Origin of the sequence: Flavobacterium panici, assembly GCF_024499525.1 — a bacterium.
Taxonomy (GTDB): Bacteria; Bacteroidota; Bacteroidia; order Flavobacteriales; family Flavobacteriaceae; genus Flavobacterium; species Flavobacterium panici.
Genome location: NZ_CP100437.1, coordinates 3,652,599 through 3,671,840 on the forward strand (window position 1 = coordinate 3,652,599; position 19,242 = coordinate 3,671,840).

A 19,242-nucleotide genomic window follows, 5' to 3' on the forward strand; every position below is an offset into this window, starting at 1 on the left:
AGCTATGCTGTAGTGGTATTTGATGTACTACAACGTTGTAATTGCTTAATTTGGCTCTACTAACTTAAACGAATACAAACTGTATGAAAAATTTTATTTTTAGCTTATTTGTGCTCTTATTATTGCCAGCCTATATGTCTGGACAAGCACAAGCAATTAAAGGGAAAGTAGTTGACAGCAGCGGAATGGGAATTCCCGGAGCGGTTATCGCTTCATCTGATGCCAGAGCAACTGCTGATGCAGATTTCGACGGAAACTTTACCATCAATGCTAAACCTGGAGACATTTTAAAAGTCTCTATGTTAGGTTTTGATCCAGTTTCTGTACCGGCAACTACCGCACCAATGACAATTACTTTAAAAGAATCAGCTGACACTGCTTTAAAAGAAGTTGTTGTAATTGGATACGGTACTAGAAAAAAGATTGATAATACTTCAGCAGTAAGTTCAATCAAATCTGAGGAAATTACTAAAATGAAGGTTCTTAATGCTTCGCAAGCTATTCAGGGTAAAGCTGCGGGGGTACAAGTAGCAACTTCGGATGCTCCAGGAAGTAAACCTTCTGTTATTATTAGAGGTGTAGGTACAGCATTAGGAGGAAGAAATCCTTTATACGTTGTTGACGGTATGCCTACTGATAACATCAACAATATCAATACTAATGATATTACTTCTTATGAGATTTTGAAAGATGCTTCTGCCCTTGCAATTTATGGAACAAGAGGGGCAAATGGAGTAATCATGATCACAACTAAAGCGGGTAAAGGAAAGCTTGTTGTTGATGTTGACAGCTATACAGGTTTTAGAACGCCTTTAAAAAAGGTAAAAATGGCCAATAGTGATCAATACATTCAATATAGTAATGCCGCTTTTTCTGCTCAATATCCAAGCGGAAGATTTTCTACAAATCAGCCATATAATACGAATTGGTTTGATGAGATAACAAGAACAGGTACTTATTCTCAAAATAATATCTCACTTTCTGGATCTTCAGAAAATATCAAATATTTTTTAAGTGCTGGTAATTACGAAGAAAAAGGTATTTTGAATGGAACTGATTATGGGCGTACTACATTTAGAAGTAATAATGAGTTCAAAATTTCAGAAAAACTTAGATTAACGCAAAACTTTAGTGTAAGTTCTATAAAAAATACACCTAAGCCTTTAAGTGCTTTTACTTCTGCTTACAGACAATCTCCACTTGTGCCTGTACGTTTCCCAAGTGGAAAATATGGTGTTCCGTTTGAAAATAACGGAGTTATATCTGAAAGTGGTGATTCATTTAATTCAGTTGGAAATCCAGTAGTTGCTTTAGATTATAATAATGAGCAACAACAAACTGTGATTTTACAGGGTGGATTAAAATTAGATTGGGATATTCTTAAATCGTTAAAGTTTACATCACAGTTTAATGGAGAATATTATACTTACAAACAGTATAATTATGTTGATAATTTAGCTTTGTGGCTGGCAGCTGATCCTACAAGAGTTGAATCAGCTTATGATTCAAACACTTTGAATAAAAATACATTGACAAGAAATAGAGATCAATATTTCAATTGGAATTTATCAAACTATTTAACTTATAACAAAGTATTTGGTGAAATTCATGATATCGAAGTTACTGCGGGTATTGAAGCCAACGTAATAGGTACAAGAGAAAAATTATCAATTGATAGAAAAAATGTAGATGCAAATTCTAATTATTGGTCATTAGGCGGTGTACCATATGGAACTAATGTAACAGGGTATAAAGATGAGGCTATCAATCAAAGAAGATTAGCTTCTTATTTTGGACGTTTCCAATATAAATTAATGGATAGATATTTACTAACTGGTACTTTGAGACGTGATGGATCTTCACAATTTTCAGAAGCTAATCGTTGGGGTACATTTCCATCAGTTGGTTTAGGATGGATTGTAACCAAAGAAAGTTTCTTGTCTGATATTAAAGGATTGGATTTATTAAAATTAAGAGGCTCTTGGGGTAAATTAGGAAATCAGGATGTGCCGTTGAACATTCAGTCATTCACTTCCGGAGTTGACTATAATAATGAAACAGGTATTACTAATACTTCACAAATTGATCCAAACTTAGGATGGGAAATTGTAGAAGAATCATCTTTAGGATTTGATATTGAACTTTTCCAAAATAGATTAAAAGGAACTTTTGATGTTTATGATAAAAATACAACTAATGCAATCTTAAATGTTTTGCCATATTCACCTTCAGGAATTACAAAAGAGTCTCCAACTCATGTGGGAGAAGTATCTAATAAAGGTATTGAGGTTTCATTACGTTGGGATGACAAAATAAATGATAATTTAAGTTATTGGATAGGAGGAAACTATTCTCATAATAAAAATGAACTATCTAGCTTAAAAGATGTTCAAATTGCACAAACTAATGGAGGTTCATTAGGAAATGGTCAGGTTACAAAAGTATTAGATAATACTTCAGTAGGTAGACCACTCGGAAGCTTCTACATTTATGAATACGCAGGTGTAGATCCAGCAAATGGACAGATGTTGTACTATAATGCTAATGGAGATAAAGTTGCTCAAGGAGCTTTAGACCAAAACCGTGATAGAAAATATGTAGGTACAGTTTTACCAAGTTCTAACTATGGAATCACATTAGGTGTAAATTATAAAAGAATTGATTTCTCTGTAGACGGTTATGGTACAGCAGGAGCTAAAGTTTACAATGGTAAAAAATCGCAGCGTTTTTATGGAGAAAATGTAGAAACATCTCTTCTTAATGATTATTGGACTCCAACAAATACTAATGCATCAAACCCTGCGCCATTTAACCAAGTTCCAGTTGCATCTACTTATTATTTAGAATCTGCGGATTATTTTAGAATCAATAATATCACGTTAGGATATAAACTGCCTCTTAATGAAGATGGATTTATTAACTATTGCAGAATTTATGTAAATGCTATGAACCCATTTATTAGTCAAAAATTCTCAGGATTTTCTCCTGAAGTTGTTGGAGATGGTGAAGTGATTAAAGGAACTCAAGGAATTGAGTTGGATGCATACCCGGCATTAAAAACATTTGTAATTGGGGCTAATTTAAAATTTTAATATTATGAAAAAGATATATATATCACTTTTTGTGCTAACATCTCTGCTTTTATCTGGATGTTCAGATGATTTTTTAGATGTAAGTCCAACCGAAAATAAACCTGCTGATCCGGAGTTAATTAATAATGATCAGGACGCAACAACAATGATAAACGGAATTTATAATGTGTTTTTATCTTGGGATATGTCGTCATTTGCATGGAATGGAGCTACGAGCATTATTTCAGACGATGCAGATAAAGGTTCAGATCCGGGAGATACAGGAACAGATAAAGATGTTTTAGACAATTTAACTTATAATGCCTCAACACCTTCATTTAAAAGTATTTGGGATTATAATTATGCAGGTATCAATAGAGCTAATCAAGCACTTGCAATTTTACCAAAATTAGATAAAGTAACTCCCTCCTTAAAAAACAGATTAGAAGGTGAATCTAAATTTTTAAGAGCATTTATGTATTTTACTTTGGTAAAAGGATTTGGAGGAGTGCCTATTGTAGATCATTTACCAATTCCAGGAAACGGAGATGATAAAATTATGCAATTGACCCGTAAAACTCCGGCAGAAGTTTATGCTTTTATTGAAAGTGATCTAAACAGAGCGATTGAAACATTACCATTAAAATCTACTTATACTGGTAAAGATGTTGCAAGAGTTTCAAAAGGATCTGCTTATGCATTATTGGCTAAAGTAAATTTATATCAAAAAAACTGGCAGAAAGTAGTTGATAATTGTGATAAAGTGACTGGATATACTTTAGTTTCAGATTATTCTTTACAGTTTAAAAAGGAAGGAGAATTTGGTTCAGAATCAATTTTTGAAATTAATGGAATTGGAGGAACTTCTTCTCCAGGATTTGGAATTGGAAATTATTCAGTATCTCAAGCACCTCGAGGAGCTGGAGGCTGGGGCTGGGGCTTCAATACACCAACAGAAGGTTTAGCAAATGCGTATGAGCCAGGTGACGTTAGAAAAAATGCAACAATTATCTTTAGAGGAACAACTTTGTATGATGGAAGAGAAGTAGCTTCAACAGTTAGCAATCCTAGATATAATTATAAAGCATATTCATCAGCTTTTTACAATCAGGAATTTACAGATACAAATCTTAGATATTTGAGATATGCTGAGGTTTTATTAATGAAAGCCGAAGCTTTAAATGAATTAGGACAGACAGCAGCTGCTATCCCTTTATTAAATCAGGTAAGACACAGAGCTAATTTAGGTGATACTCCTGCAGTATCTCAAACAGATGTAAGAAAAGCAATCTACAAAGAAAGAAGAGTAGAACTTGCTTTTGAACACGACAGATGGTTTGATATTATTAGAACTGGTCAGGCAGAGGCAGCTATGGCAGCAGACGGTAAAACATTTGTGGTTGGAAAACACGAATTATATCCAATCCCATCTAGTTTCCTTCAACAAGCAGTAGGATATTCATCTCAAAACCCAGGCGGTTACTAAAATCTTAAAATCACTTCCTTCAAACTTTTGAAGGAAGTGATTATTTATTCAATATTTAAATTTTTATAATGATTAGAATTTCAGTTTTATTTTTAGCTTTTACTTTTTTTAGTTGTGGATCCAATGCTGAGAAATCAAAAGGAAATGCAGAAGAAAATACTTCTGGTGTTGCATTAACAGATGAACAGCTTCTTGATGCTGTTCAAAAACAAACTTTTAAATACTTCTGGGATTATGCAGAACCAAATTCCGGATTAGCCAGAGAACGTTTTCATCCAGACGGAGTTTATCCTGAAAACGATTCAAATATCGTTACAACAGGAGGTTCAGGTTTTGGATTAATGGCCTTGGTTTCAGGAATGTCTCAAGGTTATATCACAAAAGAACAAGGGGTAGAAAGACTTAACAAAATTGCAGATTTTTTAGGCAAAGCAGATCGTTTTCATGGCGCATGGTCACATTGGATCGATGGAAATACAGGAAAAGTAAAACCTTTTGGAACCAAGGATAATGGCGGCGATTTAGTCGAAACTTCATTCTTGGTTGCAGGGATGATTACAGTTCGTGAATATCTTAAAGATGGCTCTGAAAAAGAAAAAGCTGTAGCGCAAAAATACGATGTACTTTGGAAAGGCGTTGACTGGCAGTGGTATACAAACAATAAAAATGTTTTATACTGGCACTGGTCGCCAAGTTATGCCTGGGAAATGAATTTTCCACTACAAGGATATAATGAATGTTTGATTACCTACGTTATGGCAGCTTCATCTCCAACGCATACAATAGATGCAAAAGCATATCACGAAGGATGGGCGAGAAGCGGTGGAATTGTTTCTTCTAAAACAAAATATAACATTCCGTTAGTTTTAAAACACAATGGAGCAGAAGAATTTGGAGGTCCTTTATTTTGGGCACATTATTCTTATGTTGGTTTAGATCCAAATCAATTGAAAGATAAATACGCGAATTATTGGGATTTGAACGTAAATCAAACCAAAATAAATTACCAATACGCAATAGAAAACCCAAAGAAAGTAAAAGGTTACGGAGCAGATTATTGGGGATTAACAGCATCTTATTCAAGAAATCCTGATGAATCTATTGGTTATAATGCCCACATGCCAAGTAATGATCAGGAAGTTATTTCACCAACTGCAGCAATAAGTTCTATAGTATACACACCAAAAGAATCAATGGCAGTAATCCGAAACTTATATGACAATCATAAAAAAGAAACTTGGGGAGAAGCTGGTTTTTATGACGCTCTAAGTTTAGGAAACAATTGGGTTGCAAAACGTTATTTAGCTATTGATCAAGGACCTGAAGTAGTAATGATAGAAAACTACAGAACTGGTTTATTGTGGAAGTTATTTATGAATGCACCAGAAGTAAAACAAGGTCTAAAAAAACTTGGCTTTACATCAGGAAAATACGGTATTTAAGAAATAATCTATTATGAAATACAAACTAGGTCTATTATTGCTGTTTATTTCTGCATTAGGTTTTGCACAAAGTGAAACCACTGGAAAAATAAAAACAGTTATTGTAACGAATAGTGAATTAGGCTACATATTACACAAACCAGCCAATACAAAAGATAAAAAGCCATTAATAGTTTTTATTTCAGGAGATGGAGAAAAAGGGACAGATATTGAAAAAGTAAAAATTCATGGACCTTTTAAATATCTAAAAACGCATCAGTTAGATGCTTATGTTTTAGCTCCGCAATGCAAAGAAGAGGAGAATTGGGATACAGAATCAATTTACGAACTGATTTTAAAAATTCAGAAAGAGAATAAAATTGATTCAGAACGAATATATGTTACTGGTTTGAGCTCAGGAGGCTGGGCTTCGTGGAATTTGGCTTTTGCACATCCGGATCTATTTGCCGCAAACGTACCTGTCGCTGGCTTTGTAGATTTAATTCAGTTAGAAAAAACTTGTGAAATAGCCAATATTCCAACCAGAATTTTCCACGGATTATTAGATGATGTGGTAAAAGTAGATTATGCCATAAGCGTTTACAAAGAATTAAAAAAATGTAATGCAAAAGATGTTGAGTTAACTATTTTTGATGATGCTGGACACGACAGCTGGACACGAGTTTACGACAATCCCGAAATTTATGACTGGATGTTGAAACAGAAAAAATCGAATACGAACAAATAAATATTATAGAATGAAAAACAAATTAGTCTTACTTTTTTTAGGATGTGCTGTTTTGGGTTACGCTCAAAAAAAGAGCACAAAAAGTACAGTGAAAATTAAACCTAAGTCAGAGTTTGTAGCAGAATTAATGTCAAAAATGACGTTAGAAGAAAAATTAGGACAGTTAAATTTACCAACATCTGGTGATATTACAACAGGACAAGCAAACAGCTCAAACGTTGCAAAAAATATCGCAGAAGGAAAAGTGGGCGGTTTGTTCAATATAAAATCAGTACAAAAAATTAAAGAAGTACAAAAAATCGCTGTCGAACAAAGCCGTTTAAAAATTCCATTACTTTTTGGTATGGACGTTATTCACGGTTACGAAACAACATTCCCAATTCCGTTAGGATTATCTTGTACCTGGGATATGGCTTTAATAGAAAGAAGTGCGCAGATTGCTGCAAAAGAAGCAAGTGCAGACGGAATCAACTGGACATTTTCGCCAATGGTAGATATCTCTCGTGACCCGCGCTGGGGAAGAGTTTCTGAAGGTTCAGGAGAAGATCCATACTTAGGAAGCCAGATTGCTAAAGCAATGGTTAACGGATACCAACAGCACGATCTTTCAAAAAATAGCTCAATTTTAGCCTGTGTAAAACACTTCGCATTGTACGGAGCACCAGAAGGTGGACGTGACTATAACACAGTTGATATGAGTCATATCAGAATGTTTAATGACTATTTTCCACCTTACAAAGCAGCTGTTGACGCTGGAGTAGGATCGGTTATGGCTTCTTTCAATGAAATTGACGGAATTCCTGCAACAGGAAACAAATGGTTGATGACAGATGTTTTAAGAAAACAATGGGGTTTTAAAGGTTTCGTAGTAACAGATTTTACAGGAATTCCTGAAATGATCGAGCACGGAATGGGTAACCTTCAGGACGTTTCTGCTTTAGCATTAAACGCTGGAGTTGAAATGGATATGGTTGGAGAAGGTTTCTTAGGAACTTTGAAAAAATCATTAGATGAGAAAAGAGTTTCTATCGAAACAATTGACAATGCGGTTAGACTTATTTTAGAAGCAAAATATGACTTAGGATTATTCCAGGATCCATATAAATATTGCGACGAAAAAAGAGCTAAAACGGAGATTTTTACAACAGACAGCAGAAAAGAAGCACGTCAAATCGCTGCACAATCATTGGTATTGTTAAAAAACCAAAATCAATTATTACCTCTTAAAAAATCAGGAACAATTGGTTTAATCGGGCCTTTGGCAGATGCTAAAGAAAACATGCCGGGAACATGGAGTGTTGCTACAAGAATGGAAAATGCCGTTTCATTATTGGCAGGAATTAAAGAAGTTGCAGGACCATCAACAAAAGTTTTATATGCTAAAGGAAGTAATTTAGATTACGACGAAGAATTTGAAACTAAAGCAACAATGTTTGGGAAAACATTACACCGTGATGCACGTTCAAAAGAAGAATTATTAGCAGAAGCTTTAAAAGTAGCACAACAATCTGATGTTATTATTGCTGCAATAGGAGAATCTGCAGAAATGAGCGGAGAATCAAGCAGCCGTACGAATTTAGAAATTCCACAAGCACAAAAAGATTTATTAAACGCCTTATTAAAAACTGGAAAACCAGTTGTTGTAGTTTTATTTGACGGACGTCCGTTAGTGATTACTGACGAAGAAAAAACAGTTCCTGCCATTTTAAATGCTTGGTTTGCTGGTACAGAAGCGGGTTATGCCATTGCTGACGTTTTATTTGGAGATGTAAATCCTTCTGGAAAATTGACAACAACTTTCCCAAGAAGCGTTGGTCAGTTACCAATTTACTACGCACACAAAAATACAGGAAGACCGCTTTCTAACACAGAAGGAAAATTCGAAAAATTCAGATCAAACTATATTGACGAAAGAAACGAACCTTTATTCCCATTCGGATTTGGTTTAAGTTATACGACTTTTGATTATTCAAACCTTAAAATTTCTTCTGATAAAATGAATTTCAGCGGAAAATTAAAAGTAACAGTTGACGTAGCAAATACTGGAAATTTTGACGGAAAAGAAACAGTTCAATTATACATTAGAGATTTAGTTGGTTCAGTAACAAGACCAGTTAGAGAATTGAAAGGTTTCCAAAAAATTGCACTTAAAAAAGGTGAAAAACAAACAGTAAGTTTTGACATTACTGTTGAGGATTTAAAATTTTATAATTCTGATTTGCAATTCGCAGCAGAACCTGGACAGTTTGATATTTTCGTTGGAGGAAATTCAACTGCCGACAAGAAAGTTAGTTTTGAGTTAACTAAATAGTTGGTTTATTGATTAGTAAGGCCCTCCGTTTGGTTGACGGAGGGCTTTTTTTATAAAACAACATTTTTATAAAACATAATTTTAAAATAATGAAGACTATTAAAGCACTCAGAATACTACTTTTTTTAGCAGTAATAATTGTTTTTCAATCATGCTGTGTAAAGGAGAATGCAATAGTGGCACATCGCGGCGCATGGAAAAAAAATAACCTTCCTGAAAATTCGATCGCATCTCTAAGACATGCTATTGATTTAAAATTACCCGGATCAGAATTTGACGTTTGGAGAACCGCTGATGATTCGCTTGTAATCAATCACGATGCGCATTATAACAAATTGCTTATTGAAGAAACCAATTATGCTGACTTAATAAAATTTAAACTTTCTAACGGAGAAAAACTTCCAACATTACATGAATATATTTCAGAAGGAAAAAAGAATAACAAACAAACTCTTTTAGTCTGCGAAATAAAACCTTCGGAAATTAGTAAAGAAAGAGGACAAAAAACGGCGTTAATGTCTGTTGAAATCATTAAAAAGCTAAAAGCAGATAAAAACACCTGCTATATAAGTTTCGACTATGAAATTCTAAAACAAATTAGACAAGTTGACCAGAAAACCGTTTTACAGTATTTAGAAGGAAATAAATCTCCAAAAGAAGTAAAAGCAGATAATATTAACGGTGTTGATTATCATTATTCAGTGTTTAAAAAACATCCGGAATGGATTAAAGAAGCAAAAGAGAATAATATAATTCTAAATGCATGGACAGTTAACGAAGCCGATGATATGGATTGGATTATAGCCAACAAATTCAATTACATTACCACAAACGAACCTGAACTTTTAAGCGAAAAATTAAAAGAGAAGAAATAGATTTTCATTATCATTTTACTAAGAGATTGAATTCTATATAAACTTAAAAAGAATACAAATGAAAAAGATATTCGTATTGCTTTTGGTTGCCTGTACAACAAGTATTTGGTCGCAAAAAGCAAATATTCCCGGAAAAACAGATTGGTTTGACCCAAATAAACCCGCAACGACATATTGTAACCCAATCAATATTGGATACAATTTTACTACTCACAATCATAACGGAATCCCTGAATCACGTCGTTCAAGCGCCGATCCGGTAATTATTACGTATAAAGGAGAATACTATTTATTTGCGACGAATCAGGCAGGTTTCTTTTGGAGTAAAGACATGTCAGACTGGAATTTCGTTTACGGAAGTTTTCAAAGAAAACCCGGCGACGACGACCAATGCGCTCCTGCGGCATGGGTTGTAAATGATACTTTATTTTATGTGGGTTCAACATGGAATAGAGATCACCCAATTTGGAAAACTGCCGATCCAAAATCAGGAAGATGGACACGTCACGTAGACAAAGCTATGCTGCCAACTTGGGATCCAGCGATCTTTCAGGATGATGATAAAAAAGTATATATGTATTACGGTTCAAGCGGAAAATTGCCGCTTGTAGGTACAGAGGTTGATTATAATACATGGCTTCCAAAAGGAAATCAGGCCGATTATGCACAATTATACAAAGCAACAGAAGTAGAAGATATTCAGCGTCCGTATGGGCAGATCAAAGAAGTTGCTATTTTAGATCCTGCAGCGCACGGCTGGGAACGTTTTGGTCCAAATAATGATATGGAACCTGCACCTTGGGGAAATTTCATTGAAGGGGCGTGGATGACTAAACACAACGGAAAATATTATATGCAATATGGCGCGCCTGCAACCGAATTTAAAGGTTATGCAAACGGAGTTCATGTTGGCGATAATCCGCTTGGGCCATTTACCTATCAAAAACACAATCCAATGTCATATAAACCCGGCGGATTTGTAATTGGTGCAGGACACGGAAATACTTTTGCAGATAATTACGGAAATTATTGGAACACAGGAACATGTAAAATATCTATAAAAGATCGTTTTGAGCGTCGTATCGATATGTTTCCGGCAGGCTTTGATAAAGATGATGTCATGTATTCGATAACGTCTTATGGAGATTTTCCAATCGTTCTTCCAACAGGTAATCGTGATCAGACAAAAGGAGCTTCATCTGGATGGATGCTGCTTTCTTATAAAAAGCCTGTAACCGTTTCTTCTTCTGAAGAATGTTTGGAAGTTGAAACACACAGAATGGATAACGGCGGAAAAAAAGTCTACGAGAAATTTTGTTATGGTCCTGAAAATTTAACCGATGAAAATATCCAAACATATTGGTCTGCAAAAACAGGCAATCCAGATGAATGGCTTCAAATGGATTTAGGCCGTCAAATGGAAATTAAGGCTTTGCAAATTAATTATGCTGACCATAAAGCAACTCAGTATAATAAGGCAATGGATATTTATTACCAGTATAAAATTTTTATGTCTGATGATGCGCAAAACTGGACTTTGGTGGTTGATAAATCTAAAAACGATAAAGATGCTCCGCATGATTATGTTGAATTAACAAAATCATTTAAAGCGCGTTACATCAAAATGGTTAACATTCACAATGCATCTGGCTTGTTTGCCATTTCTGATTTCAGGGTTTTTGGAAATGGATTATCAGAAAAACCAAAAGCAATTTCATCTTTTAAAGTAGACAGAAATAAAGCAGATTCAAGAAACGCTATGATTTCGTGGAAAAAACAAAATGATGCTGTAGGATATAATATTTATTACGGAATTACTCCGGATAAATTATACAACAGTATTATGGTTTATGGAGATAACACGTACGATTTTAGAGGTTTAGACAAAGGAACAAAGTATTATTTTACAATTGAGCCTTTTAATGAAAACGGAATCGGTACAAAAAATAAGATTATCGAAGTAAAGTAACATTATTTTAAAGAAAATAAGAAAAACTCTAATTATGAACAAAAAAGGTTTATAATTAGAGTTTTTTTTTGAGAAAAGGCTGCGAAAAAACTCTGACAGTTCTACAGAATTTTGTTTCTTTGTAAGAGAAGCCAAAAAAGCAACATAACCCCAAAATGTTATTAAAATTATGAAAAAAACGATTCTTTTAACTGCATTAGTTTTAAATGGATTGACCGCATCTTTTGCTCAGTCAAATGATGAAAAAAACATTAAATTATTTTATAAAAAAGCTTTAACCGAAGCTAAATGTTATTCTTGGTTAGAATATCTTTCAAATGATATCGGAAGCCGTTTATCTGGATCAAAAGGTGCTGCAGAAGCTGTTGAGTATACAAAAAGACAATTAGAAACTCTTGGACTTGATAAAGTTTATCTGCAGGAAGTTATGGTTCCTCACTGGGTTCGCGGTGAAAAAGAAACTGCTTTTATCGTAGATGGAAAAGTAAAAACTGCTGTGCCAATTTGTGCATTAGGCGGATCTGTTGCTACTCCAAAAACTGGACTTACAGCAGAAATAATTGAAGTACAAGGAATTAAAGAATTGAACGAATTAGGTGCTGATAAAGTAAAAGGAAAAATTGTTTTTTATAACAGACCAATGAATCCTGAAAATATCGAAACTTTTACCTCATATGGTGCGTGTGTAGACCAAAGATATGCCGGTGCAAAAGAAGCTGCGAAACTAGGAGCTGTGGGAACAATTGTTCGTTCAATGAATTTACGTTTAGACGATTTCCCTCATACAGGAGCGCAGAGTTATGGTGATTTGCCAAAAGAGCAATATATTCCAACCGCAGCAATTAGTACAAATGGAGCTGAATTATTAAGTAAAACTTTAAAAGTAAATCCAGCTGTAAAATTTTATTTCAAACAATCTTGCGAAACATTGCCAGATGTATTATCTCATAACGTAGTTGGAGAATTAACAGGATCTGTAAACCCATCAAACATTATGGTTGTGGGCGGACACTTAGATTCTTGGGATTTAGCCGATGGTTCTCATGATGATGGAGCAGGAGTAGTACAAAGTATGGAAGCTATCCGTATTCTTAGAAACTTAAATTACAAACCAAAAAATACAATTCGTGTAGTATTATTTATGAACGAAGAAAATGGTGGAAAAGGTGGTGCTAAGTATGAAGAGCTTTCAAAACAAAACAATGAAAACCATATTTTTGCATTAGAAAGTGATTCAGGTGGATTTTCTCCAAGAGGATTTTCTATTGAAGCTGATGATGCAAATTTGAAAAAAATACAAGGGTTTAAAGACTTTTTTGAGCCTTATTTAGTACATAGTTTTACAATAGGGCATGCGGGTTCAGATATTAATCATTTAACGTCTAAAGCAATTGTTAAAGCAGGATTAAAACCAGATTCTCAGCGTTATTTTGATTATCACCATGCAGCAAACGATAAATTTGATGCCATCAACAAAAGAGAATTAGAACTTGGAGCAGCAACAATGACTTCGTTACTTTATTTAATTGATCAAACAGGAATTGTTCTTCCTTCTGCAAACTAAGATTTTTAAAATCGAAAAATATTTAAAAGCTGCGAGTTTATACTCGCAGCTTTTTTATTTGATGAAATTCTAAATTTAATTTTTCATAACTAATAAATAATAGAAAAACGTAATTGGAATATTAGAAAGCAGAATTAAAATTTTAACTGCAATATCTCTTCTTTGTTCGGGAAGATGAATGAATCGGTCAGTTAAATGAATGAACATTATCGCATTTACTATTATTGCCGAAAAAGCAAATGGCCAGGCAATTACAAGGATATTTGGACTTTGATTTGTGACAATATAAAGTATAAATAGTATTGTAATGATAATGAAAGTTCCAATTGCTAACTCAGTAGATTGTTTTTCTTCAAATGTTTTATGGTTGATTGTTTTCATAAGTTTTAAATTTTAAATGTTTGTTGAATAGATTCGATAGGCATCAAAAGCATTTTTGAAAAATCCAGATAATAGAACGAATGTGCTTGTTTTCCTCTTTTAAATTGGTGTGTGAAATATTTTATTTTCTTCGGATAAAATATCGTTCCAGTTAAAATAACCATAAACAAATACAAGCTTCTTTTTCCGTTACCAAGAAGATAATACTGCATCCCGATTTCCTCATAAACAGAAATTCCAGTATTCGTTAAAACATGAATAATATCATGATCTTCCAGTTTTTCCTGAATGTCAAAATGATTTTTGAAGAGAAAATTTCCTAAACCATAGCCTAAACTATCTTTAGGGAAATTCATTAATTCGTTTTTATTGATTTCCCAAGGTTCATTCTTTTTAAAATACTTTTGATATGGCTTTTTAGTGGTTTCGTATAATCTTTCAATTAAATAATCTCTCATGTTTTGGTTAGTTAAAAGTTCTTTGAATTTCAAAGTAAATAATGAAATAAAAAAGCTAATTGGTTTTAAAATTAGCTTTTATCTAATTTTAATAATTATCAATTATAGTTTTAAGCAAATTTGAATCGTCAAGGTCAGAAGGGGCAACCACTTTTTCTTCTAACGGAATTTCATTGCCATATCTTTCTTTTAATATTTTTTGAACTCTTGGGTCTTCTAAATTAAAACTCTTCAATTCTCTTAGTTTTGAAAGCTCGATTCCGGCGGCGTTTTTATATATCTTCCAAACCAATTCAGAACAATAAATTCTAGTATCTGTCCATTCAAAATAAGCGTCATATTCTTTTCCATCAAACTGCTGGCTGTACTCTTTCATTTTTTCAAGAACAGCCGGAGTTAAAACTTTATCAGCATTTTTTAATCGTTTTACCACATATTTATTGTTTTTTCCGTGCTGAATCCATTCATCAAAAGGCGTAAGTTTTACAGGTTGAACGGCTTCAAAAACAAACCAATTTCCGTTTACATTGTAAATAATTCCGCAATGAGAAAATTTAGAATTAGTTGCAATTCGTACTGCTTCGCATTGAGGAGATTGTGAAGTTTGAAATATAATATCTCCATCCTGAATTTTACTCGATTCAGTTTTCGTTTCCGTCTTTGTTTTTGAAAACGGATTATTTGGAAAAACTTTCATAGCCACAAATAGCGCTAAGCCAAAACTTAGTGCGAATGTGATGATAAGGAAAATATATTTTTGTTTTTTCATGATGTGTTCAAATAGTAAATAAAGTACTTTGAGTTACAAAGTAAATAATAAAAAAAATAGTTACCAAATAAATGATAACTATTTTTAAAATATATTTTTGAAGAAATATTAGATTCTAAAGATTCCTCCAACAGCAATAATTCTTTGAAAGTAATAAAAGTGCTGTGAAGCCTTATCATCGTTACTTACAGTAGTTTTAATATCGTGCATATCGATATAACCGCCTTTTAGTTCTCCCTGAAGGTAAAAATGTTTGAAGAAAGTAATATTTAGACCCGCTTTTGCAGAAATACCGTAACCAGAAACATGAAAATCATCATGTCGTTCTTTTCCTAAAAGAGTAGTATTGGTTTTAGGATATAAAATACCGGCTCCTAATCCTTCAGTCAAGTTAATCTGTACTTTGTCAATATTTGGAAGACTGAACAATTTCGAAATATCATCAAATCTTGAAACCTCTGTATTAATGTAATTCAAACCATCTGTATGCTCGTACATTAAAAAAGCAGGTCCATTTGGATTAGTAACCCCCATGTCATAACCACCTTCTATAGCACCATTTAAAGACATATCTACAGGTCTATTAACGTAATCTCCATTGTAAAGAGCAGCAGCAGGATCATTCGCAGGTAAATTAATATAACCATTAACTTTTGCTGTTTGATTCTGAGCCATTACATATTTCATATGATCTACACCAATTGTAACACTATAGTGATCACTAAAGAAATAACCCAATCTTAAATTCGTTTGAGGAATTGTCATATTAGCAGGGTTGATATAATCAACGTGCCATCCTTTTGGTTTATCATGAGCAGACATATCTTCTACTCTAAACTTATAATCTTTTCCAGTAAAAGTTACATCAGATTTTGAGTAACTTTCTCTGTTACCACCCCACATTACAAAGAATTTACCTTTGTTGTGAGCAGTATATTTTTGTACAGGTATTTCTTCCTGAGCAAAAGTGTTTAATGAAAAACACAATAAGAAGAAAACTAAAATATTTGTTTTCAATGAACGTAATGTATTAAATTTAAAATGAGTTAACTGTTTTTCTGATAGCAACAAGCTTATTCATTAAACCTTCAAAATAGTCTAAATGAAGCATGTTAGCGCCATCACTTTTTGCGTTTGCAGGGTCAAAATGTGTTTCGATAAAAATTCCGTCAACACCAACTGCAATACCAGCTTTAGCAACAGTTTCGATCATATCAGGTCTTCCGCCCGTAACTCCGGCAGTTTGGTTTGGTTGTTGTAAAGAATGCGTAACATCTAATACCGTTGTTGCATATTGCTGCATAGTAGGAATTCCTCTAAAGTCAACAATCATGTCCTGGTAACCAAACATAGTACCGCGATCTGTAACGACAACATTTTCGTTATTACAGTCTAATACTTTTTGTACAGCATGTTTCATACTTTCAGGACTCATAAATTGTCCTTTTTTCAAGTTTACCACTTTTCCCGTATTTGCAGCTGCCACAACTAAATCAGTCTGGCGAACTAAAAATGCAGGAATTTGTAAAACATCAACGTATTGTGCTGCCATGTCAGCATCCTCGTTAGTATGAATATCTGTAACTGTTGGAATGTGAAAAGTTTCAGAAACTTTTCTTAAAATTTTTAAAGCTTTTTCGTCCCCAATTCCAGAAAAACTGTCAATTCTGGAACGGTTTGCTTTTTTAAATGATCCTTTAAAAACATAAGGAATCTTAAGATTGTCGGTAATACCAACTAATTTCTCAGCAATTCTAAGAGCCATTTCCTCTCCTTCAATAGCGCAAGGTCCCGCCAATAAAAAGAAATTCCCGCTGTCAGTATGCTTAATTTGTGGAATATGTTGTAAGTTCATAAAATTATTTTTTTGCCCTGCAAAGGTAGTTATGATTTATGAATAGCAGATGAAGATTTAAGATTATTTTAAGAGCAATAATTGTTAAATATGTAATACTTTTCTGTACGCAATCGGTTTCTTTATTTTTAGTAAGAGTTTGTATACAAGAGTTATTATACCGTCAAATTAAATTCGGTTTTTAAAATATTATCTAATTGATCATCTTCAAAAGGAATAAGCTCAGTAACTCCGTTTGTTACTGATTTTATCGAATTTTTAAATAGTATTTTTTTGCCTAACGGGTTCTGTAAAACCACAATTAAGTTTTGTGTAAAAAAAGAATCAGGATGCGAGTAATTGTAATGATTGGCAGGTTTAAAATCGATCCATCGTTGAGGAGTTAAATCAAACGAATATAAATCAGACCATTCTTTTCCAATTTTTATTTGCAGTAAATAGTCATCATCTTCTGTTTTTACCAAAGTAAAAGTATCAAAATCCTGCTGAATTTCAGTTCCAATTTCACTCAGTTTTAAAGGTTCTCTAATGCTGTTGCCTCCAAATCCTAAATCAATCAGATATTCTTCATTTTCAATTGTCGCTATTATTGCTAAATGTGTTTTAGCATTTGGAATAGGATTAACCAACGGGCGTACCGCAATATAATAATGCGGAAGACCAATTTCCTGAAGTAATAAAGAAAAGATTCCGTTAACTTGATAGCAATAGCCGCCGCGATTTTTAGCTACGATGTGGCTTACAATATCATCTCCAACAAGTGAGATTGTTTTACCGGCCTGTACATCAAGATTTTCAAAAGGCACGCTAAATATCTGACTTTGCATCAATTTTTTTATACCAGCTAAGTCTAATTTTATTTCTTCTGAAAAATTGATTCTGTTTAAATATTGCTGTAAATCGAAACTTGGAGCTTCAATTTTATATTTTTTTGATTGTTCCATTTGAGTAAATTTTATTTGTTTCGATAAGAAACAATAGTGTTAGAAGCATTAGAAATGCTTACTTGTAAAGTTACAAATTCAGCGGGTTTTGAATTTGATTTTTCTGATTTTTTTCTGTCGTTAGCACAAGTTTCCTACTCGTATTTTTAAGAGATTGAGGTAATTATTTTTCATCTAAAACCTCTTGCAAAGTATTATATATTTCAATTATTGTTTCCTTGTTTTTATTCTCTTTATGATAAAGGAGAGAAGAATAAATAATTGTATGCTGATTTTTTGATCTGCAGTTAATTAAGTTGTCTTTTTTTAGAATTGTATTATGAAGCCCACTTCTTAAATACCACCTATTAAAGAGATTAAATCTTTTGATGCTCTTATTATCTTTATCATCACAAACATACAACATGGAATTTTGTGAGTTTTTAAAAAAAGCAATAATAATGGATTGAATTGTAGCAGAAACACCAGGATCTAATTTTTCAATTTCATCACTAACTTTTTCAATTATTATTTGAAAAATATTATCGATTTCTAACCCAGATATAGCACTAAAAGTCTCATCAACAATAAATGCAATACGATATTCTATTTGATTTTTAGTTATGAAATAATAGAACTGAGGATTTTCGTTTAAGAAATATCTATAGGGGGTTGGCAAGAGTAATTCCTTTTTTGTTTAAAGTTTCAATAGGAGTTTTACCCTTCAAAAATGATTGTACAGCATTTTTATCAGCAACCATTTTAATTACTGATTCTAAGGCTTTTTGTTTATCTGCTGTAATCTTTTTCATACTGCAAATTTATGAAAATATTTTAAATTATAAAATTTAATAAAAGAAGATATCCTTAAGAGTATAATGCCAATAAGTTTTTACTCCTTCTTCAAACTCAATCCCATCGGAACCATTAAAATTCCCTTTTCATATATATTTAAATACAGCGTAATAGGTTTTTTTTGTCCTTCCCAAGTCAGTTCGTATACATTTAAAAATCCAGCTCCCATACTGCTTCTTTTAGTTGGAAAAGGACAGCAGGTTTCTAAGCGTTTATAAGTGATTTTTTCGCCGTTTGGTCCGGCTAAAGCATTCAAAAAACGAACCTCATTTGTAGCTTCATCCTGTGTATTTCTAAAAAATAGATTTACCGGATAATCAGGATCATAACCGTATTTTTTGTCTTTGCTAAATTGTGTAATAACAAACGTATTATTCTTATTTAAAATTAAATCAGGAGCATTATCATCTACATTTTTTAAAGTAGATTTTGTACTAATACAAGAAGTTACTGAAATTAATAGAACAATAAAAAGACTAATTTTTTTCATGGTTGAGGTTTATTTTGGTCACACAAATGTAAAAGGTTTTTTGTCACAGATTATAAATTCAAAAAG

Annotated in this window: 17 protein-coding genes; 8 read left to right on the forward strand and 9 right to left on the reverse strand. The window is 33.1% G+C overall.

The window, feature by feature from the left end; all coding sequences use genetic code 11:
* Positions 1–83 precede the first annotated feature (83 nt).
* The 8 genes from NLJ00_RS15330 (at position 84) to NLJ00_RS15365 (ending at position 13,445) form a co-directional block, all read left to right on the forward strand.
* Complete coding sequence (locus NLJ00_RS15330; RefSeq protein WP_256634437.1) at positions 84–3,092, forward strand: SusC/RagA family TonB-linked outer membrane protein; 3,009 nt, start codon at positions 84–86, stop codon at positions 3,090–3,092.
* 4 nt (positions 3,093–3,096) lie between these two features.
* The gene (locus NLJ00_RS15335) at positions 3,097–4,557 is read left to right on the forward strand and encodes a RagB/SusD family nutrient uptake outer membrane protein (protein ID WP_256634438.1); all 1,461 of its coding nucleotides are present in this window, start codon (positions 3,097–3,099) and stop codon (positions 4,555–4,557) included.
* A 68-nt stretch (positions 4,558–4,625) separates the two neighbouring features.
* Positions 4,626–5,999 (forward strand): glucoamylase family protein, encoded by a 1,374-nt coding sequence (locus NLJ00_RS15340; RefSeq protein ID WP_256634439.1) that lies wholly within the window; start codon positions 4,626–4,628, stop codon positions 5,997–5,999.
* Between the two features lie 13 nt (positions 6,000–6,012).
* The gene (locus NLJ00_RS15345) at positions 6,013–6,726 is read left to right on the forward strand and encodes a carboxylesterase family protein (protein ID WP_256634440.1); all 714 of its coding nucleotides are present in this window, start codon (positions 6,013–6,015) and stop codon (positions 6,724–6,726) included.
* A 10-nt stretch (positions 6,727–6,736) separates the two neighbouring features.
* The gene (gene bglX / locus NLJ00_RS15350; protein WP_256634441.1) at positions 6,737–9,037 is read left to right on the forward strand and encodes a beta-glucosidase BglX; all 2,301 of its coding nucleotides are present in this window, start codon (positions 6,737–6,739) and stop codon (positions 9,035–9,037) included.
* Positions 9,038–9,126: 89 nt separating this feature from the next.
* On the forward strand, positions 9,127–9,912 hold the full coding sequence (locus NLJ00_RS15355) for a glycerophosphodiester phosphodiesterase family protein (protein ID WP_256634442.1): 786 nt from the start codon (positions 9,127–9,129) through the stop codon (positions 9,910–9,912).
* Positions 9,913–9,970: 58 nt separating this feature from the next.
* The gene (locus tag NLJ00_RS15360) at positions 9,971–11,881 is read left to right on the forward strand and encodes a discoidin domain-containing protein (protein WP_256634443.1); all 1,911 of its coding nucleotides are present in this window, start codon (positions 9,971–9,973) and stop codon (positions 11,879–11,881) included.
* Positions 11,882–12,050: 169 nt separating this feature from the next.
* Complete coding sequence (locus NLJ00_RS15365) at positions 12,051–13,445, forward strand: M20/M25/M40 family metallo-hydrolase (RefSeq protein ID WP_256634444.1); 1,395 nt, start codon at positions 12,051–12,053, stop codon at positions 13,443–13,445.
* A 75-nt stretch (positions 13,446–13,520) separates the two neighbouring features.
* Here NLJ00_RS15365 and NLJ00_RS15370 read toward each other — a convergent pair whose 3' ends face one another.
* The 9 genes from NLJ00_RS15370 to NLJ00_RS15410 all read right to left on the reverse strand — a co-directional run bounded on the left by NLJ00_RS15370 (position 13,521) and on the right by NLJ00_RS15410 (position 19,176).
* Entirely contained in the window at positions 13,521–13,826 is a 306-nt protein-coding gene (locus NLJ00_RS15370; protein WP_256634445.1) for a hypothetical protein, read from the reverse strand.
* Positions 13,827–13,831: 5 nt separating this feature from the next.
* Entirely contained in the window at positions 13,832–14,284 is a 453-nt protein-coding gene (locus tag NLJ00_RS15375) for a ubiquinone biosynthesis protein COQ4 (protein WP_256634446.1), read from the reverse strand.
* A gap of 88 nt (positions 14,285–14,372) precedes the next feature.
* Positions 14,373–15,053 carry a YiiX family permuted papain-like enzyme gene (locus NLJ00_RS15380; RefSeq protein ID WP_256634447.1) on the reverse strand — a complete coding sequence of 227 codons (681 nt, stop codon included), beginning with the start codon at positions 15,051–15,053 and terminating at the stop codon, positions 14,373–14,375.
* A gap of 108 nt (positions 15,054–15,161) precedes the next feature.
* A complete protein-coding gene (locus NLJ00_RS15385; RefSeq protein WP_053473757.1) occupies positions 15,162–16,070 on the reverse strand; it encodes a hypothetical protein in 909 nt (302 codons plus the stop codon).
* Positions 16,071–16,089: 19 nt separating this feature from the next.
* Entirely contained in the window at positions 16,090–16,908 is an 819-nt protein-coding gene (gene kdsA / locus NLJ00_RS15390; RefSeq protein WP_053473490.1) for a 3-deoxy-8-phosphooctulonate synthase, read from the reverse strand.
* 155 nt (positions 16,909–17,063) lie between these two features.
* Positions 17,064–17,852 carry an arylamine N-acetyltransferase family protein gene (locus tag NLJ00_RS15395; RefSeq protein ID WP_256634448.1) on the reverse strand — a complete coding sequence of 263 codons (789 nt, stop codon included), beginning with the start codon at positions 17,850–17,852 and terminating at the stop codon, positions 17,064–17,066.
* A gap of 163 nt (positions 17,853–18,015) precedes the next feature.
* Positions 18,016–18,510: a DUF6169 family protein gene (locus NLJ00_RS15400; RefSeq protein WP_256634449.1), complete on the reverse strand. Its 495-nt coding sequence runs from the start codon at positions 18,508–18,510 to the stop codon at positions 18,016–18,018.
* Complete coding sequence (locus NLJ00_RS15405) at positions 18,494–18,643, reverse strand: hypothetical protein (RefSeq protein ID WP_256634450.1); 150 nt, start codon at positions 18,641–18,643, stop codon at positions 18,494–18,496. Before NLJ00_RS15405 ends, NLJ00_RS15400 begins: the two co-directional genes overlap by 17 nt.
* Positions 18,644–18,723: 80 nt before the next feature.
* Positions 18,724–19,176 (reverse strand): hypothetical protein, encoded by a 453-nt coding sequence (locus tag NLJ00_RS15410; RefSeq protein ID WP_053473487.1) that lies wholly within the window; start codon positions 19,174–19,176, stop codon positions 18,724–18,726.
* Positions 19,177–19,242 lie beyond the last annotated feature (66 nt).